This is a genomic window from Kitasatospora sp. NPDC004289 (genome assembly GCF_053602875.1).
This window is the reverse complement of sequence record NZ_JBSGEL010000028.1, coordinates 69,607-95,804: the sequence shown is the minus strand read 5'-3', so window position 1 is coordinate 95,804 and position 26,198 is coordinate 69,607. Positions and strand designations below refer to the sequence as shown.

General features: G+C 72.1%; 28 protein-coding genes. 23 read left to right on the top strand and 5 right to left on the bottom strand.

The genetic code is table 11. From position 1 onward, the window contains the following. Nucleotides 1–10: 10 nt before the first annotated feature. From ACWEPF_RS20535 to ACWEPF_RS20460, 16 genes are all read left to right on the top strand, one after another. Nucleotides 11–442 (top strand): nuclear transport factor 2 family protein, encoded by a 432-nt coding sequence (locus ACWEPF_RS20535; protein ID WP_345283784.1) that lies wholly within the window; start codon nucleotides 11–13, stop codon nucleotides 440–442. Between the two features lie 55 nt (nucleotides 443–497). Then, a complete protein-coding gene (locus tag ACWEPF_RS20530; RefSeq protein WP_345283786.1) occupies nucleotides 498–920 on the top strand; it encodes a nuclear transport factor 2 family protein in 423 nt (140 codons plus the stop codon). A 3-nt stretch (nucleotides 921–923) separates the two neighbouring features. Continuing rightward, entirely contained in the window at nucleotides 924–1,376 is a 453-nt protein-coding gene (locus ACWEPF_RS20525; RefSeq protein ID WP_345283788.1) for a nuclear transport factor 2 family protein, read from the top strand. Nucleotides 1,377–1,413: 37 nt separating this feature from the next. Further along, nucleotides 1,414–1,818, top strand: coding sequence for a nuclear transport factor 2 family protein (locus ACWEPF_RS20520; protein WP_345283790.1), 405 nt, complete (start codon nucleotides 1,414–1,416; stop codon nucleotides 1,816–1,818). Then, entirely contained in the window at nucleotides 1,815–3,368 is a 1,554-nt protein-coding gene (locus tag ACWEPF_RS20515; protein ID WP_452173666.1) for a GMC family oxidoreductase, read from the top strand. Before ACWEPF_RS20520 ends, ACWEPF_RS20515 begins: the two co-directional genes overlap by 4 nt. Beyond that, on the top strand, nucleotides 3,361–3,981 hold the full coding sequence (locus ACWEPF_RS20510; protein ID WP_452173665.1) for a DJ-1/PfpI family protein: 621 nt from the start codon (nucleotides 3,361–3,363) through the stop codon (nucleotides 3,979–3,981). The genes ACWEPF_RS20515 and ACWEPF_RS20510 overlap by 8 nt, the downstream gene beginning before the upstream one ends. Next, nucleotides 3,978–4,421, top strand: coding sequence for a VOC family protein (locus ACWEPF_RS20505; RefSeq protein ID WP_345283796.1), 444 nt, complete (start codon nucleotides 3,978–3,980; stop codon nucleotides 4,419–4,421). Before ACWEPF_RS20510 ends, ACWEPF_RS20505 begins: the two co-directional genes overlap by 4 nt. 40 nt (nucleotides 4,422–4,461) lie before the next feature. Next, nucleotides 4,462–5,517: an aldo/keto reductase gene (locus ACWEPF_RS20500; protein WP_345283798.1), complete on the top strand. Its 1,056-nt coding sequence runs from the start codon at nucleotides 4,462–4,464 to the stop codon at nucleotides 5,515–5,517. Then, entirely contained in the window at nucleotides 5,514–6,698 is a 1,185-nt protein-coding gene (locus ACWEPF_RS20495) for a low temperature requirement protein A (RefSeq protein WP_452173664.1), read from the top strand. The genes ACWEPF_RS20500 and ACWEPF_RS20495 overlap by 4 nt, the downstream gene beginning before the upstream one ends. A 221-nt stretch (nucleotides 6,699–6,919) precedes the next feature. Then, nucleotides 6,920–7,294: an STAS domain-containing protein gene (locus ACWEPF_RS20490; RefSeq protein WP_345283802.1), complete on the top strand. Its 375-nt coding sequence runs from the start codon at nucleotides 6,920–6,922 to the stop codon at nucleotides 7,292–7,294. Next, entirely contained in the window at nucleotides 7,291–7,611 is a 321-nt protein-coding gene (locus tag ACWEPF_RS20485; protein ID WP_345283804.1) for an STAS domain-containing protein, read from the top strand. Before ACWEPF_RS20490 ends, ACWEPF_RS20485 begins: the two co-directional genes overlap by 4 nt. A 7-nt stretch (nucleotides 7,612–7,618) precedes the next feature. Beyond that, nucleotides 7,619–8,206: an ATP-binding protein gene (locus ACWEPF_RS20480; RefSeq protein WP_452173663.1), complete on the top strand. Its 588-nt coding sequence runs from the start codon at nucleotides 7,619–7,621 to the stop codon at nucleotides 8,204–8,206. A gap of 199 nt (nucleotides 8,207–8,405) precedes the next feature. Further along, nucleotides 8,406–9,320: a PP2C family protein-serine/threonine phosphatase gene (locus ACWEPF_RS20475; protein ID WP_380149461.1), complete on the top strand. Its 915-nt coding sequence runs from the start codon at nucleotides 8,406–8,408 to the stop codon at nucleotides 9,318–9,320. Further along, nucleotides 9,317–10,579 carry a glycosyltransferase family 4 protein gene (locus tag ACWEPF_RS20470; protein ID WP_345283808.1) on the top strand — a complete coding sequence of 421 codons (1,263 nt, stop codon included), beginning with the start codon at nucleotides 9,317–9,319 and terminating at the stop codon, nucleotides 10,577–10,579. The genes ACWEPF_RS20475 and ACWEPF_RS20470 overlap by 4 nt, the downstream gene beginning before the upstream one ends. A 164-nt stretch (nucleotides 10,580–10,743) precedes the next feature. After that, complete coding sequence (locus ACWEPF_RS20465; protein ID WP_452173662.1) at nucleotides 10,744–12,084, top strand: cation:proton antiporter domain-containing protein; 1,341 nt, start codon at nucleotides 10,744–10,746, stop codon at nucleotides 12,082–12,084. 168 nt (nucleotides 12,085–12,252) lie between these two features. Continuing rightward, a complete protein-coding gene (locus tag ACWEPF_RS20460) occupies nucleotides 12,253–13,938 on the top strand; it encodes a hydrogenase maturation protein (protein WP_452173661.1) in 1,686 nt (561 codons plus the stop codon). Nucleotides 13,939–14,092: 154 nt separating this feature from the next. Here the strand turns inward: ACWEPF_RS20460 and ACWEPF_RS20455 are convergent, their stop codons facing one another. After that, the gene (locus ACWEPF_RS20455; RefSeq protein WP_345283813.1) at nucleotides 14,093–14,830 is read right to left on the bottom strand and encodes an MHYT domain-containing protein; all 738 of its coding nucleotides are present in this window, start codon (nucleotides 14,828–14,830) and stop codon (nucleotides 14,093–14,095) included. A 187-nt stretch (nucleotides 14,831–15,017) separates the two neighbouring features. Between ACWEPF_RS20455 and ACWEPF_RS20450 the strand changes: the two genes are divergently transcribed. Then, nucleotides 15,018–15,452 carry a MarR family winged helix-turn-helix transcriptional regulator gene (locus ACWEPF_RS20450; protein WP_345283814.1) on the top strand — a complete coding sequence of 145 codons (435 nt, stop codon included), beginning with the start codon at nucleotides 15,018–15,020 and terminating at the stop codon, nucleotides 15,450–15,452. A 124-nt stretch (nucleotides 15,453–15,576) separates the two neighbouring features. After that, a complete protein-coding gene (locus ACWEPF_RS20445) occupies nucleotides 15,577–17,085 on the top strand; it encodes an MFS transporter (RefSeq protein WP_452173660.1) in 1,509 nt (502 codons plus the stop codon). Nucleotides 17,086–17,115: 30 nt separating this feature from the next. On the opposite strand, the gene ACWEPF_RS20440 is transcribed toward ACWEPF_RS20445, so the two are convergent. Continuing rightward, nucleotides 17,116–17,634, bottom strand: coding sequence for a GNAT family N-acetyltransferase (locus ACWEPF_RS20440; RefSeq protein ID WP_452173659.1), 519 nt, complete (start codon nucleotides 17,632–17,634; stop codon nucleotides 17,116–17,118). 48 nt (nucleotides 17,635–17,682) lie between these two features. Between ACWEPF_RS20440 and thpR the strand changes: the two genes are divergently transcribed. Then, a complete protein-coding gene (gene thpR, locus ACWEPF_RS20435; RefSeq protein ID WP_452173658.1) occupies nucleotides 17,683–18,273 on the top strand; it encodes an RNA 2',3'-cyclic phosphodiesterase in 591 nt (196 codons plus the stop codon). A gap of 44 nt (nucleotides 18,274–18,317) precedes the next feature. Continuing rightward, nucleotides 18,318–19,256 carry a LysR family transcriptional regulator gene (locus ACWEPF_RS20430; protein ID WP_452173657.1) on the top strand — a complete coding sequence of 313 codons (939 nt, stop codon included), beginning with the start codon at nucleotides 18,318–18,320 and terminating at the stop codon, nucleotides 19,254–19,256. A 204-nt stretch (nucleotides 19,257–19,460) separates the two neighbouring features. On the opposite strand, the gene ACWEPF_RS20425 is transcribed toward ACWEPF_RS20430, so the two are convergent. Next, a complete protein-coding gene (locus ACWEPF_RS20425; protein ID WP_452173656.1) occupies nucleotides 19,461–21,209 on the bottom strand; it encodes a glycoside hydrolase family 35 protein in 1,749 nt (582 codons plus the stop codon). A 113-nt stretch (nucleotides 21,210–21,322) separates the two neighbouring features. Here ACWEPF_RS20425 and ACWEPF_RS20420 point away from each other — a divergent pair, with 113 nt between their 5' ends. Next, the gene (locus ACWEPF_RS20420) at nucleotides 21,323–22,198 is read left to right on the top strand and encodes an AraC family transcriptional regulator (RefSeq protein WP_449796903.1); all 876 of its coding nucleotides are present in this window, start codon (nucleotides 21,323–21,325) and stop codon (nucleotides 22,196–22,198) included. Nucleotides 22,199–22,357: 159 nt separating this feature from the next. Here ACWEPF_RS20420 and serC read toward each other — a convergent pair whose 3' ends face one another. Next, on the bottom strand, nucleotides 22,358–23,476 hold the full coding sequence (gene serC / locus ACWEPF_RS20415; protein WP_345283828.1) for a phosphoserine transaminase: 1,119 nt from the start codon (nucleotides 23,474–23,476) through the stop codon (nucleotides 22,358–22,360). A gap of 210 nt (nucleotides 23,477–23,686) precedes the next feature. Further along, nucleotides 23,687–24,787 (bottom strand): citrate synthase 2, encoded by a 1,101-nt coding sequence (locus ACWEPF_RS20410; RefSeq protein ID WP_345283830.1) that lies wholly within the window; start codon nucleotides 24,785–24,787, stop codon nucleotides 23,687–23,689. Between the two features lie 405 nt (nucleotides 24,788–25,192). Between ACWEPF_RS20410 and pdxH the strand changes: the two genes are divergently transcribed. After that, entirely contained in the window at nucleotides 25,193–25,816 is a 624-nt protein-coding gene (gene pdxH, locus ACWEPF_RS20405) for a pyridoxamine 5'-phosphate oxidase (RefSeq protein ID WP_345283972.1), read from the top strand. A gap of 181 nt (nucleotides 25,817–25,997) precedes the next feature. Beyond that, nucleotides 25,998–26,180 (top strand): hypothetical protein, encoded by a 183-nt coding sequence (locus ACWEPF_RS20400; RefSeq protein ID WP_345283832.1) that lies wholly within the window; start codon nucleotides 25,998–26,000, stop codon nucleotides 26,178–26,180. Nucleotides 26,181–26,198 lie beyond the last annotated feature (18 nt).

The window sequence follows — 26,198 nt, the reverse complement described above, 5'->3', positions numbered from 1 at the left end:
AGGAGAAGAAATGGCACTGACCGAGACGGCGATCAAGACCATGGTCGCCGACTGGTACCGCGCGCTGGACCAGCACGTTCCGCTGGAGACCGCGCTGACCTACCTGGTCGACGAGGGCCTGGAGATGCGCTTCCCGGAGACCACCTCCCGGGGCCACGCCGGCTTCGCCGACTGGTACAAGGCCGTCACCAACCGCTTCTTCGACGAGGTGCACACCGTCACCTCGACCGAGGTGAGCAACCTGACCGAGACCTCCGCCGACGTCAAGGTGGTCGTCAACTGGCAGGCCAAGATCTGGGACGCCCCGGGCCCCAAGAGCGCCTGGCTGGGCTTCGACGCCTACCAGACCTGGGTGGTCTCGGCCGGCCCGGACGGCGCCCCGCAGATCAAGATCTACATCGTGGACTCCCTCGACCCGATGCCGGGCTCGGCCTCGCTCTGAGAGTCCCTCCTCGCTCCAACTCCCTTATCGCACCACCGAACCGAGAGGCAGTCACATGTCCAACACCGACATCATCCTGAAGATGTACGAGTACTTCGGCACCGGCGACATGGACAAGATCAAGAGCGAGCTCTTCCACGAGGAGATCGTCTGGAACATGCCGGGCCACCACCCGCTGTCCGGTTCGATGAAGGGCGCCGACGAGGTCATCGCCTTCTTCGCGGACCTCTTCCAGGCCGGCATCTCGGTCGACAACGTGCACTTCGGCGAGCTGGACAACGGCACCGTCGTGGAGAAGCACAGCGGCCACGGCGAGTCCGAGGGCGTCCAGTACCTCTTCCCGACCTGCACCACCTACGGCATCGAGGACGGCAAGATCCGCGAGGTCCAGGTGCACACCGCCGACCAGCACGGCGTGGACCGCTACATGTGGAGCCGCTTCCAGCTCAAGGGCATCGCCGCCCGTCTGGCGGGCTGAGCCATGGCCGACGACGTCACCCCCGAGCTGGTCAACGCGGCCTACGAGGCGCTCGCCACGGGCGACCGCGGCCAGATCGAGAAGTACTGGGACGAGTCCATGCGCTGGCTGGTCCCCGGCAACCACCAGCTGGCCGGCTGGTGGGAGGGCCTGGACGGCTTCTTCGACTTCATGACGCGCGTCGGGGAGCTCTCCGGCGGCAGCTTCATCATGACCCGGAGCGCCATCTGCACCGCTCCCGGCTGGTCGGCCGACGTCTCCTACAACCTGGGCACCCGGGTCACCGCGGAGGAGGGGAGCCTCTCCCCGTACGACCGCCTGGAGATCGACGTCATCCACCTGCTCAAGTGGGAGAACGGCAAGGTCGTCGAGGGCCGCGGCGCCATCTTCGGCGACGGCACCACCCAGTTCAACCAGTTCTGGTCGCAGCTCGCGACCAACGCCGTGCGCGTCTGAGCGCCGGGTAGCACAGGCCCGGTTCGGGCTCACACAGATGCGGAAGGGCACCGTGGTGGACACCAGGGAAGTAGTGACCTCGTACTACCAGCTTGCGAACGCCGGGAACTGGGACGCCTGGTGCGACCTGTTCGCGGTGGACCAGGTGATGGACGAGCAGCTCGCAGGGCACGTCGAGGGGCGGGAGACGCTCCGGGAGATGATGAAGGGCTTCCCGGAGATGTACGCCTCGTTCCAGAACGTTCCCGCCCACTTCGTGGTGGACGGCGAGCAGGCGGCCGTGGTCTCGAAGATCACCGCCGAGACGCCGGCCGGCGGCCGGGTCGAGGCGAACGTCGTCAACTACTTCCAGGTGGTGGACGGCCTGATCACCTACATGGCCAACTTCCACGACACGGTGCCCTTCCGCGCCGTTCTCGGCTCCCCGGACGGTGCGTCATGAGCGCTCCGGTGGAGTACGACTACATCGTCGTCGGTGGTGGCACCGCCGGGTCGGTGGTCGCCAACCGGCTGTCCGAGGACCCGGACGTCAAGGTCCTGGTGCTGGAGGCCGGCGGCGCGTTCGTCCCGGCCAACGTGGACGCCGCACCACTGTGGTACACACTGCTCGGGTCCCCGGTGGACTGGGGCTACCAGACCGTGCCACAGGCGGGGTTGAACGGCCGGACGGTCTACGAGCCGCGCGGCAAGCTGCCCGGCGGCTCCAGCAACCTCTACATCATGATGCACATCGAGGGTCACCCCTCGGACTTCGACAACTGGGCCTACCAGGGCGCGGCCGGCTGGTCCTACGCGGACCTCAAGCCGTACTTCGCCAAGCTCAAGGAGCTCCAGACCGTCACCTCCGCGGCCGACGGGAACCCCCACCCGCTGTCCCGGACCTTCATCGACGCCGCCAAGGGGCTCGGCCACCGCGAGGTGGACGACTTCAACGGCCCCGAGATGATCGGCACCGGCTGGCACCACATCGACGTGGAGAACGGCCGCCGCAAGGGCGCCCTCCAGTCCTTCCTGGAGCCGGCCCTGCCCCGCCCCAACCTGACCCTGCGCACCTCGGCCACGGCGATGAACCTGGTCTTCGAGGGCACCCGCTGCGTCGGCGTGACGTACCGCCAGGAGGCCGAGAAGCCCGCCGAGGGCGAGGGCCGCCTGCTCTCCGCCGCCACCCAGGCGGAGCCCGGCGTGCACACCGTGCGGGCCACCCGCGAGGTGATCGTCTGTCAGGGCGCCATCGAGTCGCCCAAGCTGCTCCAGCTCTCCGGGCTCGGCCCGGCCAAGCTGCTGGCCGAGCACGGCATCCCGGTCGTCGCCGACCTGCCGGGCGTGGGCGAGAACTTCCACAACCACGTCCTCACCGGCCTGATCGCGGAGACCGTCGATCCGCCCCGGGAGGGCCACCAGAACCTCTCCGAGTCCGCGCTGTTCGCGGTCTCGCAGCCCGGCATGATCGCGCCGGACCTGCAACTCGCCTTCGTGCACGTGTCGTTCGACATCATCGTGGGCGCCGGCCACCCGAACGCGGTCTCCATCCTGCCCGGCGTGGTCCGCCCGACCTCGCGCGGCTCGATCCGGCTGGCCAGCGACGACCCCTTCGCCAAGCCGCTGGTCGACCCCAACTACCTGGGGGACCAGTCGGACGTGGACCGGATGGTCCAGGGCTTCAAGCTGGCCCGCGACATCTTCGCCGCCCCGGAGTTCAAGGGCCACCTCAAGGGCGAGCTGCTGCCCGGCCCGGACGTGCGCACCGACAAGGAGATCGAGCAGTTCGTCCGCGACCGCGCGGACTGCTACCACCACCAGGCCGGCTCCTGCCGGATGGGCATCGACGACCTGGCCGTGGTCGACCCGCAGCTGCGGGTGCGCGGCGTCGAGGGCGTCCGCGTGGTGGACGCCAGCGTGATGCCGGCCGTCCCGTCCGGCAACTGCCACAGCGCGATCGTCGCCATCGCCGAGCGCGCGTCCGACCTGATCAAGGAGGCGCGCCGTGGGTGACCTGGTGCTCCGCGAGGGCCCGCTGACCGGCACGAAGATCGCCGTGCTGATCGAGAGCGACTACTACGAGCCCGAGATCCACTACTACCAGCGCCGCTTCGCCGAGGAGGGCGCCGAGGTCCACTTCCTCACCCGGCTGTGGGGCCAGGACGCGATCACCTTCACCGGCCACGAGTGGCGGGTGCCGTTCACCGCGACCGAGTCCTTCGAGGGCCTGAGCGACGAGGAGCTGCGCTCCTACGCCGCCGTCATCGTGCCCTCCGGCATGGTCTCGGACCGGCTGCGCTACACCGAGGACGTGGAGGTGCTGGCCCCGGCGGCCGAGTTCGTCAAGCGCGCCTTCGACCAGCCCTCGGTGCTCAAGGGCATCATCTGCCACGGCTTCTGGCTGCTGGCCACCGTCCCGGAGACCATCCGGGGCCGCAAGGTGGTCTGCCACAACAACCTGGTGGGCGACGTCCGGAACATGGGCGCCGAGTACGTGGACTCCGACGTGGTGCTGGACGGCGACGACCTGGTGACCGGCCGGACCGGGCAGCACGCCCACCTGTTCGCCCGTCAGATCATCGACATCCTGGTCGACCGCAAGGCCGCGCAGGGCGGTGCGGCGTGAGCGGGCTGGAGCTGCGCTGGTCGCACGCCGCGCTCAACTGCGCCGACCAGAAGGTGACCGAGGAGTTCTACCACCGCTGGTTCGGCTTCGAGCGGGCCCGCACGGTGGACCTGGGCGACCAGCAGATCGTCTTCGTGAAGCAGGGTCAGGTCTACCTGGAACTGTTCGCGGCGGGGGCCGGCGAGCCGCTCGACGTAACGAAGGACGGCCCTTCCACCCCCGGAACGGTGAGACACCTCGCTTTCCAGACCGAGAACCTGACAGAGTTCCTGTCCGGGCTGGACGAGGACGTGCCGGTCTCCCTGGGCCCGCTCTCCTTCGACGACTTCATCCCCGGGTGGCGCAGCGTCTGGCTGACCGACCCGGACGGCGTGGTGGTCGAGGTCAGCGAGGGGTACCGGGACGATCCGTCGGCCCACGCGCACACCCACGCGCACTGACCCGGCCGCGACGGGCCATCATCAGGGGAGGGATTACCAGATGCGTTACCGACTTCTGGGACGCAGTGGTCTGAGGGTGTCCGAGCTGTTCCTCGGCACCATGACCTTCGGCGAGGACTGGGGCTTCGGTGCCTCGGTCGAGGAGAGCCGCAAGCTCTTCGAGGCCTACGCCGAGGCCGGCGGGAACGTGATCGACACCGCCAACCGCTACACCGAGGGCACCAGCGAGAAGATCCTCGGCGAGCTGCTCGGCGCGGACCGCGACCGCTTCGTGCTGGCCACCAAGTACACCCTCACCGATGACGGCACCGACCCGAACGCCTCGGGCAACCACCGCAAGAACCTGGTCCGTTCGCTGGACCAGAGCCTCAAGCGGCTGAACACCGACCGGATCGACCTGCTCTGGGTGCACATCTGGGACCCGGGCACGCCGATCGAGGAGACCATGCGGGCCCTGGACGACCAGGTCCGGGCCGGCAAGGTGCAGTACATCGGCATCTCGGACTCCCCGGGCTGGGTGGTCGCACGGGCCAACACCCTTGCCGAATGGCGCGGTTGGACCCCCTTCGTGGGCGTCCAGGTGCCGTTCAGCCTGGTCAAGCGGGACGCCGACCGGGAGATCATGCCGATGGTCGACGCGATGGGCCTCTCGGTGGCGGCCTGGTCGCCGCTCTCCGGGGGCCTGCTCTCCGGCAAGTTCAGCCGCGGCCGGGCCACCGGCCACACCCGGGTGAACCAGCGGGACATCTCGGCCCGGGACCTCGCGGTCGCCAAGGAGGTGGACGCCGTCGCGGACGAACTCGGCGTCTCCTCCTCCCAGGTGGCGCTGGCCTGGGTCATGCAGCACGGCCCGCACGTCCACCCGGTGGTCGGCGCCCGCAAGCTGGAGCAACTGGAGGACAACCTGGCCGCCGTCGACGTCCGGCTCCCGGACGAGGCGGTCGCCCGGCTCAACCGCGCCAGCGAGGTGCCGCTCGGCTTCCCGGCCGACTTCATCAAGTCCATGAAGGGCTTCGTCTACGGCGAGGCCGGCCGTCTGACCGACGGCCTCGAGGTGGGCGCCCACCGCCACATCGAGGGCGGGGACGGCGCATGACCGCGGACGCGGAGGCCACGGAGACCCAGGAACAGCGGGTCACCTGGGCCGAGTTGTTCTTCGACCTGGTCTGGGTGTTCGCCATCACCCAGATCTCGGTCCTGCTGGCCCACTCGCACTCGCTGGTGGACGCCGGCGCCGCGATCCTGCTCTTCCTGCCGCTCTGGATGGGCTGGGTGGGCGCCGCGCTGCTGGGCAACACCAGCGGCGAGAACCTCGACGGGGTGCACGGCCGGGTGCTGGTCTTCGGGCTGGCCGCCTGCGGCCTGGGCATGGCGGTGGCCGTGCCGGACGCCTTCGGGACCAGCGGGCCGCTGTACGGCGTCTGCTACGTGCTGCTGCGGTTGATCCTGTGGCAGCGGATGCGGCGCTGGCCCAGCTTCGGCGGGCTGCGGATCGAGCCGTTCTCGGTCAGCCTGCTGGCCAGCGGGCCGCTCTTCCTGGTCGGCAGCTTCCTGGACAGCGAGCCGCGCCACGTCCTGTGGGCGATCGGTGCGGTGATCGAGGTGCTGGGCACCGCGGTGCTGGGCAAGAAGCTCGACCAGGCCCGCTTCGAGACCTCCCACCTCCCGGAGCGCTTCGGCCTGTTCGTCATCATGGCGCTGGGCGAGACGGTCATCGCGGCCGGCAGCCACGTCACCGGCGCCCACGTGATGGACGCACTCACCCTGAGCACGCTGGGCCTGGCCTTCGTGCTGATCGTGCTGCTCTGGTGGGCGTACTTCCACTACGGGGCACCGGCGGCCCGGCACAGCCTGGGCAGCGACCCGGTACAGGCCAGGATCGTCCGCGACGTGTTCAGCTACGCGCACCTGCTGTACGCCGTCGCCATCATCCTGATGGCGGTCGGCCTGGAGGAGCTGATCGCCCATCCGACACAAGTGCCGCACGAACTGCCGCAGTTGATGCTCGCTCCCGGAGCCGGCCTCTACCTGCTCGGGTTCTGCTACGCCCGCTGGCGGATGTTCGGCGCGGCCGCGGTGCCCCGGTTCTCCGGCGCCGTCGCGCTGGCCGTGCTGTCCGCGCTGGCCCCGCTGCTGCCCCAACTGGTCACCGCCGTCGTGGTGCTGCTGGTGCTGGCGGCCGTCAACGGGGCGGAGGCCTTCATCGTGGAGACCCACCGCTCGCTGCCGCTGGTGCGGGTTCCGCAGCGCCTGCGGCGCGCCCAGCCGGCTGAGTAGCCGCCCCGTTTCCGAGCCGATGGCCGGCCCCCTTTCCCGGGGCCGGCCATCGGCATTTCCACGCCCCGCGCACCGACCTGACACAGGGACTTGACGGACTCCGATCCGCGACTCGAACGTGGATTCCCCTGGGCGGACAGTTCATTGACGGTCCCTCACCACCCCCCGGAAAATAGCAGGGGAAAGGGAATCTGGAGCAATTTCGACCGAGGGGCCCGGCAATGGAGGTCGTCACGCGCATGGCCGACGGCGTCACCTGTGTCGAACTGACCGGTGACCTGGACGCCAGATCGGCGCAGGGCGTGTTCAGCGGGATCGTGGACGTCATGCCGCAGGGAACGCCGCTGCTGCTGGACCTCTCAGGGGTCCCGTTCATCTCCAGCGCCGGTCTGCGGGTGCTGCTCATGGTGCACCGGCGGGCTCAGGGCGCCGAGGTCGAGGTGGCTCTCGCCGGTCTTTCGTCGCATCTTCGGAATGCGCTCCGGGTGACCGGCTTCCTCCGCCTCTTCCATATTGTCGAGAGTTGTTCCGAGGGCGTCGCAATGCTCATTCGGCAACGCGTCGCCGAGGCAACTGACCAGGAGTGGACCAAATGAGTTTTGACGTCTCAGTGGATTTCCGCGGCACCACGGCGGTCGTGACCATCGGCGGTGACCTCGACGCGGCCAGCGCGCCGGCCTTCCAGAAGGCCGCCGAGTCGGTCATCGAGGCCCGCCCGAAGGAGCTCGTCCTGGAGATGAGCAAGGTCGACTACATCTCCTCGGCCGGCCTGCGCCAGATCGTCTACACCCGCCAGAAGATGGACGACGATGTCCGCGTCGTCCTGGTGGGCGTCAACAGCGCCGTGGAGCAGACCATCCGGCTCGTCGGCTTCGACCAGAGCGTCACCTTCGCAGACTCGATCCCGGCGTAGGCATGCCATGAAGAAGATCGACGTGTCGGCGGACGTCAGCTCCCTGGAGCTGGTCAACTCCCTGGTGGAGGACCTCGCGGCCGAGGCCGGACTCACCCCGGCCCGGTCCCACCTGCTCCGCTTGGCGACCGAGGAGCTGGTCGTCAACATCGTGGTGCACGGGTACTCCGGCTCCGGACGGGGCCGGATCGGGCTCGAAGGGGTGGTCACCGACACGGAGGTCTCGATCCGGCTGACGGACACCGCACCACCGTTCAACCCGTTCACGGCCCGGCCACCGCGTGGCCTCGACCTCCCCCTGCACGAGCGCGAGCCGGGCTCACTGGGGCTCTATCTGGTCAACCACGCGGTGGACAGGTCGTTTCACGAGTACGTGCACGGTGCGAACCACACCACGATCGCCATGCGGCGGATCGCACCGGAATACGATGGGCGGGTCGAGCGTGTCCGAGAAAGCACTGATCGTCAGTCAACCCAGCCCCAGCGCGGCCGCGCTGGAGCTGTGGCAGACCCTGGCGGAGGTCGGGATCCCGGCGACGGTGTCCTACCCCTCCTCGGTACTGGCGGCGCGCTGGCCGGACGCCCCCGCCTGTGACCTGCTGCTGGTGGACGCCGCGCTCGACGTCGAGACGGTCCGCCGGCTGATCCGCGAACTCAGCCGCAAGACCGGCCGCCCGCCCGCCGTGGTGGCCTTCAGCAGCGGCGACGTGCGCCAGATCGAGCAGCACCTCAAGGAGGGGCTGGACTTCCTGTCCGAGCCCTTCCTGCCCTACCTGGTCCGCAAGCGGCTGGACATGTGCCGGCAGAACCGCGACCTCGCCTACGTGCTGGACGAGATGCACTCGGCCGTGGACGAGAGCCGCTTCGAGCGGGAGCTCCAGATCGGCCGGGAGATCCAGCGCGGCTTCCTGCCGGAGAACCTGCCGGAGCTGGACGAGTGGGACATCGCGGCCTACTTCGAGCCGGCCCGAGAGGTCAGCGGCGACTTCTACGACGCGTACGACGTGATCAACGGCGACTTCCTCGCCTTCGCCATCGCGGACGTCTGCGACAAGGGCATCGGGGCCGCCCTGTTCATGGCCCTGATCCGCAGCCTGCTCCGGCAGGCCGCGGTGGCCGACGAGGGCCTGACCGCCGTCCCCGAGCCGGTCGGCTCGGCCGGGCGGCCGCTCCCCGGCGCGGCACTGGCGCTGCGCGCCGTCCGCACCACCAACGACTACCTGACCACCAATCACCTGCACCAGGCGTACTTCGCCACCCTGTTCTTCGGGGTCGTGGACACCAGGACCGGTGAGCTGATCTACATCAACTGCGGCCACAACGCACCGGTCGTGCAGCGCGCGACGGGCGAGCAGCTCTCGCTGCTGCCCACCGGCCCGGCCCTCGGGCTGATGCGGGACGCCCACTTCGACCTGGGGTTCGCCACCCTGGAGCGGGGCGACCTGCTCTACCTCTACACCGACGGAGTGCCGGAGGCGCGCAATCCGGCAGGGGAGTTCCTCGGAGAGGGCCGGATGCTGGCCATGCTGGCCGACCCCGGCCGGGCGGCCACCGTGATCGAGCGGATGCGCAAGGCGGTGGCCGAACACGCCGGTGTGGGTGAGCAGTTCGACGACATCACGATGCTCGGTCTGCTCCGGCACCCCGCCGGTCCCGGCGAGTACCAACGCACCACTGAACCGAGAGACGACGGGGGAGACGGTCCATGAAGATCCTGATGCTGTCCTGGGAGTATCCGCCGGTGCTGGTCGGCGGCTTGGGGCGGCACGTGCACGCCCTGGCGACCTCACTGGTCAAGGAGGGCCACGAGATCACCGTGGTCACCCGCTACGCGCCCGGCCACCCGCTGGAGGAGTGGCAGGAGGGCGTCCGGGTCGTGCACGCCATGGAGGACCCGCCGCTGTTCGCCGAGTCCCAGGACAGCTTCCTGGCCTGGACGATGGCCTTCAACCACACCCTCACCCGGGCCGCCCTGCGGGCCTCGATCGGCCACGACTTCGACGTGGTGCACGCCCACGACTGGCTGGTGGCGCACGCCGCGGTCACGCTCAAGGAGCAGCTCAACGTCCCGCTGATCGCCACCATCCACGCCACCGAGGCCGGACGCCACCAGGGCTGGCTGCCCGAGAACATGAACAAGTCCATCCACTCGGTGGAGTGGTGGCTAGCCCACGAGGCCTGCCGCCTGGTGGTCTGCTCCCAGTACATGGCCTGGGAGGTCAACCGCCTGATGAGCGTGCCCTACCGGCGCATGGAGGTGGTGGCCAACGGCGTGGAGCCGCACCGCTGGGAGACCGACCCGGAGCAGGTGCAGAACTTCCGCCGCCGGCACCACGCCGAGGGCCCGCTGGTCGGCTTCGCTGGGCGGCTGGTCTACGAGAAGGGCGTCCAGGACCTGATCATGGCCGTGCCGGAGCTCTCCGCACGGCACCCCGGCACCAAGGTGATGATCGCCGGCGACGGGCCCTACCGGCAGGAACTGGAGGCGCTGACCCGGGACCTGGGGGTCGGCGACCGGGTCCAGTTCACCGGCTTCCTGGACCGCGAGCTCTCCACGATGATCGCCGCCTGCGACGTGATGGCGCTGCCCTCGCGGTACGAGCCCTTCGGCATGATCGCCCTCGAGGTGGCGGCGGCGGGCACCCCCGTGGCGGTGGCCTCCACCGGCGGCATGATGGAGATCATCCGCCCGGGCCGCACCGGCGCCACCTTCAACGCCGGCGACCCGCGCTCGCTCGCGCAGGCCGTCTCGGGTCTGCTCAGCGACCGCGACAACGCCCTGGAGATGGCGCAGCGGGCCCGGGAGATGGTCATCCGCGACTACAGCTGGAAGGCCATCGCCCGGCAGACCGCCGAGAACTACCGCATCGCCACCATCGAGGGCCCGGTCTTCGCCGAACGCCAGGCCGCGAAGGTCCTCAGCCAGGGCCGCCCCCGCATCGTCGTCCCCGAGGGCAACCTGCTCTGAGGCGCCGGCCGCGAGGAACGTACGTGGTCACCCCGGGGGCGCGGGGAACGGCGCGCGGGGGAACGGCAGCGCGTGCAACTGGCTCGCCTGCCCCGATCTCGCGCTGGTCCGCCTTCCGTACTCGCGCAGTTCCTCGCGCCCCCGGCATCACGAAAGGTTCGTCGATGGTGATCAGTGCGGCCGTGCCGCGGTCGCGGTGGCGCGGGGTGGTGGGCGCCGTGTCGGTGGTGGCGCTGGGCGGGGCGGCGTGGGCCCGGGACGGGGTGAGCGATCCGCTGGCGCGGTTCCTGGTCGCGGCGGCGGTGGTGGTGCTGACGGCGCATCTGCTGGGCGCGCTGTTCCGGCGCTTCGGGCAGCCCCAGGTGGTCGGCGAGGTGGTCGGTGGGCTGCTGCTCGGTCCGTCCGCCCTCGGCCTGCTCTGGCCGGCCGGGCAGCAGTGGCTGTTCACCGCGTCGGTCCGTCAGGGCCTGGGCTCCGCCGCCGACCTGGGCCTGGCGGTGTTCATGTTCCTGGTCGGCTGCCGGATCCGCCCCGAGGAGCTCGGGGCCCGCGGCGGCGCCCTGCTCGGCCTCGGCGTGGGCAGCCTGCTGGCCCCCTTCCTGGGCGGCCTGGGTCTGGCCCTGCTCCTCGGTGACCGCCTCGCGGGCGGCACCCGCCCGGCCGCCGAGGCCCTCTTCCTCGGTCTGGCCCTCTCCGTCACCGCCCTGCCGGTGCTGGCCCGGATCCTCGCCGAGCTCCGCCTCACCGACCGCCCGCACGGCCAACTCGCCCTCGGCGCCGCCGCGCTGGGCGACGGCGTGGGCTGGGGCGCGCTGACCGTCCTGCTGGCGCTGCTCGGCGGTGGCCGGGCCGGTGGCGCCCCGCTCACGCTGGCCGCCCTGGTCGTGCTGCTGCCCGCGGTCCGGTACGGCCTGCGGCCCGCGCTGGCCGCCCTGGTGGACTGGGCCGAGCGCGAACCGGAGTCCCGGAGCGGCCAGTTGCTCTCCGCGCTGCTGGCCGGACTGCTCGGCCTGGCGGCGCTCACCCAGTGGCTCGGGCTGCACCCGGTGGTCGGCGCGCTGCTGTTCGGCGCGGCCACCCCGGGCGGGCACCCGGCGGTGCGGCGGATCTGCCGGCAGCTGGAGGGCTTCACCTCGGCGGTGCTGCTGCCGCTGTTCTTCGTCGGCGTCGGGCTGCGGACCTCGGCCGGGGCGGTGCTCGGCGATCCGGTGGGCTGGCTGCTGCTCCTCGCGGTGCTGGCCGTGGCGGTCGGCGGGAAGCTGCTGGGTGCGGTGCTGGGCACCGCGGTGGCGGGGACGCCGCGGGCCGAGGGGCTGCGGCTCGGGGTGCTGATGAACTGCCGGGGCGTCACCGAGCTGGTGGTGATCACCATCGGCCACCAGGCCGGGCTGGTGAACGACCTCGGTGCCACCGTGCTGGTGCTGATGGCGGTGCTCACCACGGCCGCCACCGCCCCGGCGTACCGGCTGTTGGAACGCCGCGCGGCGGGGTGGCCGGTGGGGTGACCGGTGGGGTGGCCGGTGGGGTCGGCGGGGCCGATCGGGAGGTTTCGTCGACGGCCCGGGTGGGCTGGGTGAGGGTCGTGAGGGGAAACCTCTGACGTGCGCATGACCGTGTTTGGATGATCCCGATTCACGGGGGGTCACCGCACTGACATGCCGTCGGAGGGCACCTTGCGCGTACTGCTGGTCGCCAGCGCTTTCAACAGTCTGACCCAGCGGGTCCACGTGGAGCTGCGCGAACGCGGCCATCACGTCGGGGTCGAACTCGCGCTGGGGGACGAGGCCCTGCGGGCCGGGGCGGCCCGGTTCCGGCCGGACCTGATCGTGGCGCCGATGCTCACCCGGACGGTCCCGGAGGACGTCTGGCGGACGTACCCGGTCCTCATCGTGCACCCCGGCCCGGCCGGGGACCGCGGCCCGTCCTCGCTGGACTGGGCGATCCACGACGGTGCCGCCGAGTGGGGCGTGACGGTGCTCCAGGCGGTGGCCGAGCTGGACGCCGGCCCGGTCTGGGCCAGCGTGCCGTTCCCGCTCCGGGCCGGCGGCAAGAGTGAGGTCTACCGCAACGAGGTGGCGGACGCCGCCGTCGAGGCGGTGCTCCAGGCGGTCGAGCGGTTCGCCGGCGGCTGGTACGCCCCGGATCTGGCGGCCGGCCGGATCGGACGCGAACGCCCGTACCACGCCCAGGAGTTCCGCCGGATCGACTGGGCGGTCGACACCACCGCGACGGTGCTGCGCAAGCTCCGCGCGGCGGACAGCCAGCCCGGCGTGCTGGACGAGCTGTACGGCCGCGCGTACTACCTGCACGGCGGCTGCGCCGAGGACCGGCTGCGCGGGCGCCCCGGTGAGCTGATCGCGAGCCGGGACGGCGCCGTCTGCCGCGCCACGGTGGACGGGGCGGTCTGGATACCGCAGCTGAGGCCGCGTCGGACGCCGGGCGGCCCCGCCACCTACAAACTGCCCGCGGCCACCGTGCTCGGGCCCCAGCTGACCCTGGCCGGGGTGCCCGAGGTGCCCGTCACCCCGCAGGAGGCGGCCGGGCGGGAGACCTGGTCGGAGATCCGCTACCGGGAGCACGGCGAGGTCGGTCACCTCGAATTCGCCTTCCCCGGCGGGGCGATGAGCACCGCGCAGTGCCGCCGCCTGCTCCGCGCCTACCGGGCGGCGGTGGCCCGGCCGGTCCGGGTGCTGGTGCTCGGGCCGTCCCGGGACTTCTTCTCCAACGGCATCCACCTCAACGTCATCGAGGCCGCCGCCGACCCGGCCGCCGAGTCCTGGGCCAACATCAACGCGATGGACGACCTGGTCGAGGCCGTCCTCACCACCACGGACACCTACGTGGTCTCGGCGCTGGCCGGCAACGCGGCGGCCGGCGGCCTGATGCTGGCCCTCGCGGCGGACGAGGTGTGGTGCCGGGCCTCCGCGGTCCTCAACCCGCACTACCGGCTGATGGGTCTGTACGGCTCGGAGTACTGGACCTACACGCTGCCCCGGCGCGTCGGCACCGACCAGGCCGCGCGGCTCACCACGGCCGCCCTCCCGATCGGCGCCCGCGAGGCGCTGGCCATCGGCCTGGCCGACCGGGTGGCCGGGGGCGACTCCACCGGCTTCCGCCGCTGGGTCTCCCACGAGGCCGAACAGCTGGCCCGCTCCGGGGAGTTGGAGGACTGGCTGGTGGAGAAGAAGCGGCGGCGCGGCGCGGACGAGGCGGCCAAGCCGCTGGCGGCCTACCGCGCGGAGGAGTTGGCCCACATGCGGCACAACTTCCTCGCCCCCGAGGAGCCCTACCACGCCCTGCGCCGCGCCTTCGTCCACAAGACCTGCCCCACCGAGACCCCGGCGCACCTCCGCGGATAGTGGTCACACCGGGGGCGCGGGGAACTGCGCGCGGGGGAACGGCAGCACGTGCAACTGGCTGACGTGCCCCGATCCCACGCTGGTCCGCCTTCCGGATCCGCGCAGTTCCTCGCGCCCCTGGGGCCTTCGGCCCCGAGCGGGCGCAGTCGCGGGGCTACGCCGGGCGGACGGTGACCTTGTCGGGGGCGACGGCGAAGGCGAGGGCGCTGGAGAAGACGTAGCAGCCGAGGCCGACCGCGAGGGGGAAGACGAACTGGAGGGCCACCACCCCCGGCGGGGTGGTGCGGACCCCGGAGAGCTCGACCTGGACGGCGGCCATGCCGGTGTAGTGCATGGCGCAGACCGCGACGCCCATCACCGGCGCCGCCGCCAGGACCGCGCCCGTGGCCCGGACGTTGAGCGCGGCCCAGAGCGCCGCCGTCGCCGCGAACACCGCGATGCCCACCGAGGCGGCCACCGTCGCGCGGTCGTAGACCAGCGTCCCGTTGATCCGCATCGCGGCCATCCCCAGGTAGTGCATGGCCGCCACCCCGAGTCCGGTGGCCACCCCGCCGGCCAGCAGGGAGGCGTTGCGCCGGCGGCTGTACCCGACGGTGAAGATGCCGACGCCCACCACGCCGATGGCGGTGAGGAGGCTGACCACGGTGAGCGGTACGTCGTAGCGGATCTCCGCGCCCTGGACCGCGAAGCCGAGCATGGCGATGAAGTGCATGCTCCAGATGCCGACGCCGAGCGAGACCGAGGCGAAGAACAGCCAGTTGCGCCGGGTGCGGCCCTCGGTGAGCAGGGCCCAGCGGGTGGAGCGCAGGGCGAGCAGGGCGCCCAGGCAGGCGGCCAGGTACGAGATCGCCGGGGTGACCCAGCCGTGGACCGTGTGGTCGATGTGACCCAAGAGAGCTCCTAGGCATGCTGTGTTCCTGACAACACGACCCAACCACCCCTGACGGAACGTGGGCAACCACGGTGGTTTCTGTGAAGTCGCAGGCCAGGGGCGGTCCTTCACGTGCGGGGCAAGACACGCTCACCAATCCCGCCGATACCCGTTTTTGTTAGCGAGAGTAATGAGATAGGCTAAGAACATGCCCGAGATGTCCGAGGCCGACCTCGCTGCCGTCAGTCAGCTCAGGTCGGCCGCGATGCGCCTCGCCCGCCGGTTGCGACACCAGCGGGTCGAGGAATCGCTGAGCCCCACCGAGATCGGGGTGCTCGGCACCCTGGCCCGCTGCGGCAAGGCCACCCCTGGTGAGCTCGCCAGGAAGGAACACGTCCAGCCGCCGTCGATGACCAGGATCATCGCGATGCTGGAGGAGAAGGGGTTGGTGCGGCGCGAGCCGCACCCCGAGGACCGCCGGCAGGTGGTGGTCAGCTCCACCGAGGAGGCCGAGGCCATCCTCGAGGAGAGCCGCCGCCGTCGGAACGTCTGGCTGGCCGAACTGGCCGAAGGACTGACCGAGGAGGAGTGGGCGCAGCTCAAGGAGGCCGCACCGGTCCTCTACAAGCTGGCCCACCTGTAGCCGACGGCCCGTCAGCGCATCGAGGCATCGAGAGAAGGAGCACCGCATCACCGCAGGACCGACACGACACACCAGCAGCGCGACCGGGGGACGCACCACGGTCGCGCCAGGAGGGGAGCCCACCTTGACACCGCCGGCCGCCGTCAGCGCCGCCATCCGTACCGACGACTCCACCACCGACCTCGCGGCGCCCGGCGCCGCCGCCGTCGAGAGCCCCGAGCCCACCCCCGTGGGCCTGCCGGGCACCGGCGACGACGACCCCGACGAACGCACCGCGGCGGAGCTCCCCGCCGCATCCGCCCCGCTCCGCGGGGACGGCCCCACCGGGGCCCGCTTCACCCGGCCCGGCGGGATGTTCTCCTCGCTGCGGATCCGCAACTACCGCTACTACTTCGCCGGACAGGTCGTCAGCAACACCGGCACCTGGATGCAGCGGATCGCCCAGGACTGGCTGGTGCTCAGCCTCACCGGCAGCCCGCTCGCGGTCGGCATCACCACCGCGATGCAGTTCCTCCCGATGCTGCTGCTCGGCCTCTGGGGCGGCGTGCTCGCCGACCGGCTGCCCAAGCGGCGGCTGCTGATCGCCACCCAGGGCGCGATGGGCCTGCTGGCCGCCGGCCTCGCGGTGCTCACCGTCACCGGGGCCGCCACCGCCGGCTTCGTGTACGTCTTCGCCCTGCTGCTCGGCCTGGTGACGGTGGTCGACAACCCGACCCGGCAGGCCTTCGTCAGCGAGATGGTCCCGGCCGGGGACCTGGCCAACGCGGTCAGCCTGAACGCGGCCAACTTCCAGACCGCCCGGCTGGTCGGCCCGGCGGTCGCCGGTCTGCTGATCGCCGCGGTGGGCAGCGGCTGGGCCTTCGCGGTCAACGCGCTCTCCTTCGTGGCGGTGATCGGCGGCCTGCTCGCGATGCGCGAGTCCGAGCTGCGGCCGATCACCCCAGTGGCCCGCGAGAAGGGCCAACTCCGGGAGGGGCTGCGGTACGTGAAGGAGCGTCCGGAGCTGCTGTGGCCGATGGTGCTGGCCGGATTCATCGGCACCTTCGGGTTCAACTTCCCGACCCTGCTGTCGGGTTTCGCCTACGACACCTTCCACGTCGGGGCGGGCCAGTACGGCCTGCTCAACACCGCGATGGCGGTCGGCTCGCTGGCCGGTGCGCTGATCGCCGCCCGGCGCGGGGCACCGCGCCTGCGCCGGCTGGTCGGTGCCGCGCTGGCCTTCGGCGCGCTCCAGATCCTGGCCGCGTTCGCGCCCGGGTACTGGACCTTCGCCGCGCTGCTGACCGTGGTCGGCATGTTCGGCCTGACCTTCAACACCTCGGTCAACTCGGCGATCCAGCTGGCCACCGACCCCGCGCTGCGCGGCCGGGTGATGGGCCTGCTGGTGCTGGTCTTCACCGGCGGCACGCCGATCGGCGCCCCGGTGGTCGGCTGGGTCACGGCCGAGTACGGGCCCCGGTTCGGGCTGCTGGCCTGCGGGGCGGTCTCCGCGGTGGCGGCCGTGGTGGTCGGCCTGGTGCTGGCCCGGGTCGCCGACCTCAAGGTCCGGGTGGACCTGCACCGGGGCAGCCGGGTGGTCGCACTGGTGCCGCGCACCCCGCTGCGCGAGCGGGCGCTGGCGACGGCCTGCTGACGGCCTGCTGACGCCCGGCGGGCGGCCCGGTCAGAGCCTGATCTCCAGGAACTGCCCGGGCCACTCGCTGCCGTCGGGCCGGGGTACGGTGAAGGTCCCGCACGGGGTGAACCCCAGCTTCAGGTACTGGCCCACCAGCCGGCGGTCGTCGCCCCCGTAGCAGTCCACCCGCAGGGTCGGCAGCCCGCGCCGCGCGGTCTCCGCGAGCGCGTCGGCGACCAGGGCGGCGCCGACCCCGGTGCCGCTCGCGGCGCGCTCGGTCGCCAGGAACCGCAGGTACAGCTCCGGCCCGGGCGCCGGCAGCGCGTACTGCGGCCCCTCCTCGTCCACCACGCAGATCCCCAGCGGGGATCCGTCCCCGGCCACCGCCACCCGGGCGTGCATGGTGCCGAGGTAGCGTTCGATCCGCTCGACCAACTCCGGCCGCTCGCTCCAGAGTCGGTCACCCCACTGCCCGGTCCGCCCCTGGTCGATCAGCCAGCCCATGGTCCGGTCCAGCAGGGCGACGACCCCGGGGGCGTCGGCGGTGGTTCCGGTACGTATCTCCATGCCGGCCGTTCTACCAGAGTCCCGCCGACGGCGTGGATCATGGGGATCATGAGGCTCTTCGTGGCGGTGAACCCGCCGGCGGTGGTGGTGCAGGAACTGGTCGACGCGGCGGCGCCGTTGCGGGAGGCCCCCGGGGCGGGGCGGCTGCGGTGGAGCGAGGTGGCGGGGTGGCACCTGACGCTGGCCTTCCTGGGGGAGGTGCCGGTCACCGAGGTGCCCGCCCTGGAGGAGGCGCTCGGGCGGGTGGCGGGCGAGCACGGGGCGCACCGGCTGCGGCTGGCCGGCGGCGGGTGCTTCGGGGACCGGGTGCTGTGGGCGGGGGTGGACGGCGAGGTGTGGGCGCTCCGCCGGCTGGCCGAGGGCGTCCGCGAGGCGGTGGGCCAACTCGGAGGCGAGAGTGACCAGTTCGGGTTCCATCCGCATCTGACCCTGGCCCGGGCCGGCTCCTCGCACGGCCGCCGACGCGCGGACCGCCGCACCGACGCCGCCGACCTCCGGGCCCTGGCCACCGCCCTGGACGGCTTCCGCGGCAGTGACTGGCAGACGGAAGAACTCTGCCTGATGCGCAGCGAGTTGGACCACGGCCCGGCGCGGTACACGGTGCTGCGTCGGTGGAATCTGGCCAACTGGAGCCGGTGACCATCTCTTGTGGAGAATCCGTCGACGCCCTTACGTTCGTCGCCATGGAGTTGGAGCTGCGTCACCTGCGGACCGTCCGGGCCATCGCCGAGGCGGGCAGTCTGACCAAGGCCTCGGTGGCCATGGGATTGGCCCAACCCGCTCTGAGTACTCAACTCAAGCGGATAGAGCGCTTGTTGGGCGGCCAGCTGTTCGAGCGCGGTCGGAGCGGAGTGCGGCCGACCCCGCTCGGTGAGCTGGTGCTGGACCGGGCCAAGGTGCTGCTCCCGGCGGCGCAGGAACTGCAGGAGGAGGCGGTCCGGTTCGCCAACGCGGACGGCGGACGCCGCCGCTTCCGGCTGGGAGCGACCCACGGGCCGCTGCTCGGCGCCCTGGTGGACCGGCTGGTGGCCGAGTACCCGGGAGCGGCCGTGAACACCGCGACCTCCTGGTCGACCCAGGAGCTGACCGGCCAGGTGGCCAGCGGACGGCTGGACTACGCCCTGGTGGGGGTCTGCGGGCAGAGCCGCCCGGCGGGGGCGGCGCAGCTCGCCTGGCGGGAGGTGGGCACCGACCCGGTCTTCGCCATGCTCGGGGAGGGGCATCCGCTGGCCGGGCGCGCGGAGTTGGGGCTGGAGGAGCTGGCGCGGGAGCAGTGGGCGCTGGTGCCGGGGGAGGGCTGCTTCGCCGACTGCTTCTCGGCGGCCTGTAGCCGGGCCGGCTTCGCCCCGGCGGCGATGTACGAGACGGACACCGCCTCCTGCGTCCACCTGGTCCAGGTCGGCCGCGCGGTCGGCCTGGCCCGGGCCACCTTCCCGCCCACCTCCGGCGTGGTGACGGTCCCCCTCGCGGGGGACCCGCTCACCTGGCGCCACCTCCTCGGCTGGCACCCGGAGTCGGCCGAGGCGGGCACGGCCGCCGAGGTCACCCGCTACGCGCGGCGTGCCCACACCGAGGCGGCCGGCCGCAGCCCCTCCTACACCGCCTGGCGCGCCCGCCGGTAGGGCTCGGCGACGGGGCTACGCCGCTGGGGGCGCGAGGAACTGCGCGCAGCGGAAGGCGGCCCAGTGTTGGATCGGGGCAGGTGAGCCAGTTGCAGCTCGTGCCGTTCCCCCGCGCGCAGTTCCCCGCGCCCCCAGCGGCGTAGCCACTCCCGTCAGTGCCGGGCCGCCTCTCGGCTCACGCCCCCTGCGAGGCGCAAGCCCCCCTCAGAGGGCGGGGGCGTCCAGGAGGTCGACCGTGGTCGGGGTGGCGTCGCCGAGTTCGAGGAGGAGGAGGTCGTTGGCGCCGGGGTGGAGGAGGGGCTGGGGGCAGAAGAGGGCGGTCTGCGGGCCCCGGGCGTCGTAGCGGCCGAGGAGGAAGCCGTTGACCCAGAGGTAGCCGTGGCGGCCCTCGGGGACGGCCAGCCAGGTGTCGCCGGTGGCGTCGAGGGTGAGCGTGCCCCGGGCGAAGGGGCCCTCGCCGGTGAACTCCAGGGCGGGCAGCGGGGCGTGGAGGTCGAAGGCGGCCACCTCGCAGCCGTGCAGGTACTGCCGTTCGTGCCGCACCCCGCCGGTGATCCCCTTCGAGTCCCCGGTCAGCGGGCCGTAGTTGACCCGGCCGAGCGAGCTCACCAGCAGCTCCAGCTCCACCCCGCCGGGCACCACGACCGGCTCGTCGGCCGCGCCCCGGCGCAGCTCGGCGACCCGCTTGCCGTCCACCCGCAGTTCCGCGCGGTCGTGCAGGCCCTCGACGGTGAGCGGGAGTTCGGGCCGCTCGGCGGGGACCCGGAAGACGTAGCGGACCACCCCGTGCTCCAGGCCCAGCTCCTCGAAGCTCGGCGGCACCGGGTGCACGGCGGCCGGTCCGAACGGGATCGGCGCCCGCCCGGTGAGCTCGACCGTGCGCGGCGCGAGCACCGGCGGCAGCTCGTACGGCAGCGCCTCGCCCAGGAACCGGGCCTGCTCGGGGTGGGCGGCGGCGAACTCGGCCAGCACCTCGGCGAAGAGGGCGTACTTGGCGGCCGGGGCTCCGCGCTCGTCCAGCGGGGCGTCGTAGTCGTAGGAGGTGGTGACGGGCTGGTACGGCGAGTCGGTCCAGTCGGTGGAGTTGAACGGCGGGTCGGCGTGGTTGGCCCCGGCGCCGGTGCCGAAGTTGGTGCCGCCGTGCGCCATGTAGAGGTTGACGGAGCCTCCGGCGGCCAGGATGCGGCGCAGGGTGTCGGCGGCGTCGGCCGCGTCCCGGCTGTGGTGCGGCTTGCCCCAGTGGTCGAACCAGCCGTTCCAGTACTCCATGCAGAACGGCGGGTCCTCGGGGCGGTGCCGGTGCAGCACCTCGAAGGCGCCCTCGGGGTCGGAGCCGAAGTTCACGGTGGCCAGCACGCCGGGCAGGGTGCCGCCGGTGAGCATGTGGTCCTCGGGGCCGTCCGAGGTGAACAGCGGGACGTCGACGCCCCGGGCCGACAGCCCGTCGGCCAGGTGGCGCAGGTAGGCGGCGTCGCTGCCGTAGGAGCCGTACTCGTTCTCCACCTGGACCATCAGGACGTTCCCGCCCCGGGTGGTCTGACGCTGCACCACCGCCGGCAGCAGCGCGTCGAAGAAGCGGTCGACCGCGGCCAGGTACTCCGGGTCCGAGGTGCGGGCCCGGCGGCCGACCCGGGCGGTCAGCCAGCCCGGCAGCCCGCCGTTGTCCCATTCGGCGCAGATGTACGGGCCGGGGCGGACGATCGCCCACAGGCCCTGGCGGGCCGCCTCGTCCAGGAAGGCGGGCAGCTCGTCCAGCCGTTGGTACTCGCCGGGGCGGGGCTCGTGCAGGTTCCACGGGACGTACGTCTCGACCGTGTTCAGGCCCATCGCGCGCAGGGCGGCCAGCCGGGCCGGCCACTGCTCGGGGCGGGTGCGGAAGTAGTGCACTGCGCCGGACAGGATGCGCAGCGGACCGCCGTCGAGACGGAAGCCGGTGGAGTCGTAGGTGAGCATGCACTCCAGCCTGCCCCAGAGCGGCAGGTCGAAGCCATGGACAAACCCCTGGGTGTGTTGGACTGTCGGAGTCCGGCGGCGGTCCCGTGCCGTGCACGCGCGAGGAGGTGACGGTGGAGCAGTGGTGGTGGTACCTGACGCCCGCTCCGGCCCAGCTGGCGACCGGGCTGGCCTGCCTCGGGGTGGGCCTGCAGAGCGGGGTGCTGCCGACGGTGGGGCCGCGCACCCTGGACCACTGGGTGGCGGTGGTGGTCACCAGCGGCCGCGGGTGGTACGAGAGCCCGGACGGCGCCCGGCATCCGGTGGCCGCCCCGGCCGTGCTCTGGCTGCGCCCCGGTGAGCCGCACCACTACGCGCCGGACGCGGAGGGCTGGTCGGAGTGCTTCGTGGACTTCACCGGCTCCGGGCTGGCCGGCTACGCCGAGCTGGGCCTGCTGCCGCCGCTGCGGGTCACCCCGCTGACCACCGCCGAGCCGGCCCAGCGGGTGGTGTCCCGGATCGCCGCGGCCTGCCGCCGGGGCGGCCCGCTGGTGGACGTGGAGAGCTCGGCCGAGGTGCACCAGCTGCTGGTCGAGCTGCGCCGGCACCGGGCCGACGTGGACGTGGCGGGGGAGCCGGTGCTGGAGGTGCTCCGGCGGGACGCCTGCCTGCCGCTGTCGATCGCCCAGCACGCCCGGCGGGCCGGCCTGTCGGTGGCCGAACTGCGGCGCGCGGTGCGCTCGGTGGGCGCGGTCGGGCCCAAGGAGTACCTGCTGACGGTCCGTCTGAACGAGGCCAAGCAGCTGCTCGCGGCCAGCGGGCTGCCGGTCGCGGCGGTGGCCCGCCGGGTCGGCTACCAGGACCCGGCCTACTTCACCCGGATCTTCACCCGCCGGGTCGGGATGGCGCCCTCGGCCTTCCGGGCCCAGCAGTACCGGGGCGGTGCCCAGCTGGGCGGGGCGGAGCGGCGGGAGCGGGCCACCGGGGGGCCGGGCCGGGCCACCGGGTAACCTCGATGACCGTGGACCCCAAGACCCGAATGCGAATCGTGAGCGGCGCGCTGGCGCTGCTGCTGGCCGTGGTGATCGTCAGCGCCCTGCTGCGGCGCTGACGCGGCGGAACGCGAAGACCCCCGGGGCAGTGCCCCGGGGGTCTTCGCGGTGTCGTGCCTAGAGCTGCTCGACCACGTAGTCGACGCAGGCGGTGAGCGCCTCGACGTCGGCCGGGTCGACGGCCGGGAACATCGCGATCCGCAGCTGGTTGCGGCCCAGCTTGCGGTAGGGCTCGGTGTCCACGATGCCGTTGGCGCGCAGCGCCTTGGCGATCGCGGCGGCGTCGATCGACTCGTCGAAGTCGATGGTGCCGACGACCTGCGAGCGCTCCTCGGGCTTGGCCACGAAGGGGCTGGCGAAGGAGGACTTCTCGGCCCAGCCGTACAGCCGCGCGGCCGAGTCGGCGGTGCGGGCCGTCGCCCAGTCCAGACCGCCCTGACCGTTGATCCACTCCAGCTGGTCGGCCAGCAGGAAGAGGGTGGCGATCGAGGGGGTGTTGTAGGTCTGGTCCTTCGAGGAGTTGTCGATCGCGGTCGGCAGGTCGAAGAACGGCGGGATGTACCGGCCGGACGCCGCGATCTCGGCGGCGCGCTCCAGGGCGGCCGGGGAGAAGGTGGCCAGCCAGAGGCCGCCCTCGGAGGCGAAGGACTTCTGCGGCGCGAAGTAGTAGACGTCGGTCTCGGTGATGTCCACCGGCAGGCCGCCGGCGCCCGAGGTCGCGTCCACCAGCACCAGCGAGCCCGCGTCCGCGCCCGCGGGGCGGGCGATCGGCATCGCCACGCCGGTGGAGGTCTCGTTGTGGGTGAGCGCGTAGACGTCCACGCCGGCCTCGGCGACCGGGAGCGGGTGGGTGCCCGGCTCGGTCTTGATCACCGAGGGGTCCGCCAGCCAGGGCGCGGCCTTGACGGAGGACGCGAACTTGCTGGAGAACTCACCGAAGTTGAGGTGCTGGGACTTCTCGCGCACCAGCCCGAAGGCGGCGATGTCCCAGAAGGCGGTGGAGCCGCCGTTGCCCAGCACGACCTCGTAGCCCTCGGGGAGGGAGAACAGGGAGGACACGCCCTCGCGGACGCGCTTCACCACGTTCTTCACCGGCGCCTGCCGGTGGGAGGTGCCGAGCAGGGAGGTACCGGTGTCGGCGAGGGCCTTCAGGGCCTCGGGCCGCACCTTCGAAGGGCCGCAGCCGAAACGGCCGTCGGCGGGCTTGATGTCAGCGGGGATCTGGATCTGAGCCACGCCCGCAGCCTACTGCCCGGGCTCGTCAACTGGGCACCGCCGTCCGCCCGCTGAGATGTGATCTTCCCCGCTCAGCGGCCTGCGGCCGGCCCGGCCCGGGCAGGCGGAAGCCGCCTCCGGCGGGGGTGGGGCGGAGGGGTGGGGGAGTGACGCAGGTGCGGAGCGGGCCCGGCGACAGTCGCCGGGCCCGCTCGAAAGAGTGACTGCGCGTCAGTGCGCGATCGACTCGTAGCCCTCGACCTCGCGCGGGCTGCGCGGGCCGGGGCCGATGTAGCGGGCGGCCGGGCGGACCAGACGGCCGGTGCGCTTCTGCTCCAGGATGTGCGCGGACCAGCCGGCCGTGCGGGCGCAGGTGAACATCGAGGTGAACATGTGCGCCGGGACCTCGGCGAAGTCCAGCATGATGGCGGCCCAGAACTCCACGTTGGTGGCCAGCACGCGGTCGGGGCGGCGGTTGTGCAGCTCCTCCAGCGCGGCCTTCTCCAGCGCCTCGGCGATCTCGAAGCGCGGTGCGCCGAGTTCCTTGGCGGTGCGGCGCAGCACGCGGGCGCGCGGGTCCTCGGCGCGGTAGACGCGGTGGCCGAAGCCCATCAGGCGCTCGCCCTTGTCCAGCGCGTTCTTGACCCAGGCCTTGGCGTCGCCGGTGCGCTCGATCTCCTCGATCATGCCGAGCACGCGGGACGGGGCGCCGCCGTGCAGCGGGCCGGACATCGCGCCGACCGCGCCGGAGAGCGCGGCCGCCACGTCGGCGCCAGTGGAGGCGATCACCCGGGCAGTGAAGGTGGAGGCGTTCATGCCGTGCTCGGCGGCCGAGGTCCAGTAGGCGTCGATCGCCTTGACGTGCTTCGGGTCCGGCTCGCCGCGCCAGCGGATCATGAAGCGCTCGACCACGGTCTCGGCCTTGTCGATCTCGCTCTGCGGGACCATCGGCAGGCCCTGGCCGCGGGCCGACTGGGCCACGTAGGAGAGCGCCATCACGGCGGCCCGGGCGAGGTCGTCACGGGCCTGCTCGGCGGAGATGTCGAGCAGCGGCTTGAGGCCCCAGACCGGGGCGAGCATGGCGAGCGCGGACTGCACGTCGACCCGGATGTCACCGGAGTGCACCGGGATCGGGAACGGCTCGGCGGCGGGCAGGCCGGGGTTGAACTTGCCGTCCACCAGCAGGCCCCAGACGTGGCCGAACGAGACGCTGCCCACCAGCTCGTCGATGTCCACACCGCGGTAGCGGAGTGCGCCGCCCTCCCGGTCGGGTTCGGCGATCTCGCTCTCGAACGCGACGACTCCCTCGAGCCCGGGTACGAAGTCGGACATGGACGGCTCCTTCAGTGATCCGTTGGACGGGCCGCCGATGGTGGGGCGGCCGCGCCGGTGACCGTTGGTGGATTGGCACTCGGTGTCAGAGTGGCAGGCACGGAGTGCATTGCGCCAGACACCACCACGGTGATGTTCCCTGCGGACGCTCCTGCCGGGTCCGGCGGCGCTGACGGACCATCTGGGCATTTCCGGACGGAACCGGAGGTTACTCCGGCCGACCAGGGGCGGAGCGGTGGCGAGACACCTTATCTCCCACCCGGGTTTGCCGGGACGTAGCGGTATCCGACGCTTGTCGTACGGGATGATGTTGCCGTGCCTACCGCGGATCGTCACCCGACCCCTCCGACCAAGCCGACCGCCGGAACCCCGGCCGAGCCCCGGCCCGCGCCGGACCCGAGCGTGATGCGCCGGCATTACCAGCACGAGGGGCTCGGCGAGAAGCAGCTCGCGGCCGACCCGGTGGCGCAGTTCACCGAGTGGTTCCAGCAGGCCGACGAATCGGGCGTGCCGGAGCCCAACGCGATGGTGCTCTCCACCGCCGACGGGCAGGGGCGGCCGAGCTCGCGCACGGTGCTGCTCAAGGGGTACGACCACCGCGGCTTCGTCTTCTTCACCAACTACGGCTCCCGCAAGGGCACCGAGCTGGCCGCCAACCCGTGGGCCTCGCTGCTCTTCCCGTGGATCGTGATCTCCCGTCAGGTCATCGTCAGCGGACGGGTGGAGAAGGTCGGCCGGGACGAGACGGCGGCCTACTTCCGCACCCGCCCGCACGGTTCGCAGCTGGGTGCCTGGGCCAGCGAGCAGTCCAGTCCGGTGAGCTCCCGCGAGGTGCTGGAGCAGCGCTACGCCGAGCTGGAGCGGCGCTACCCGGAGGGCGAGGGGGTGCCGGTGCCGCCGTTCTGGGGCGGGTACCGGGTGGTGCCGGACACCGTCGAGTTCTGGCAGGGCAGGGAGAACCGGCTGCACGACCGGCTGCGGTACGCGGCCGGGCCGGGCGGCTGGCGGGTGGAGCGGCTCTGCCCCTGATCGTGCGTGCGCTGACCCTACGTCAATCGCAGTAGCGGCAACTAGCCTGAAGTGATGGATTTCTGGCCATTTGCACGGTGCGCGGGGGTGTCCTGCTGCTTCACTTGGCGGTAATCGGGTGGGCCCGCCCCCGCGGGTTTCCCCGCTTCCCCCGCGTTTCATGCGCAGAAACGAGACTGCAATGGTCACCGCACTCGCCATCCGGCCTGCTGACCGCGACTCCGTCGAGGAGCCCGCCCCACGGGCCTCGCTCGCCGCCCTCGCCGCCCTGGGAACCGACCGTCTCACCGCCGATCTGCACCGGGCGCTGCCCGGCGGGGACACCGGCCAGGTCGCCGTGGCGGCCTTCAACTCGTCCATCTGACGGTCGCCGCACAGTCGA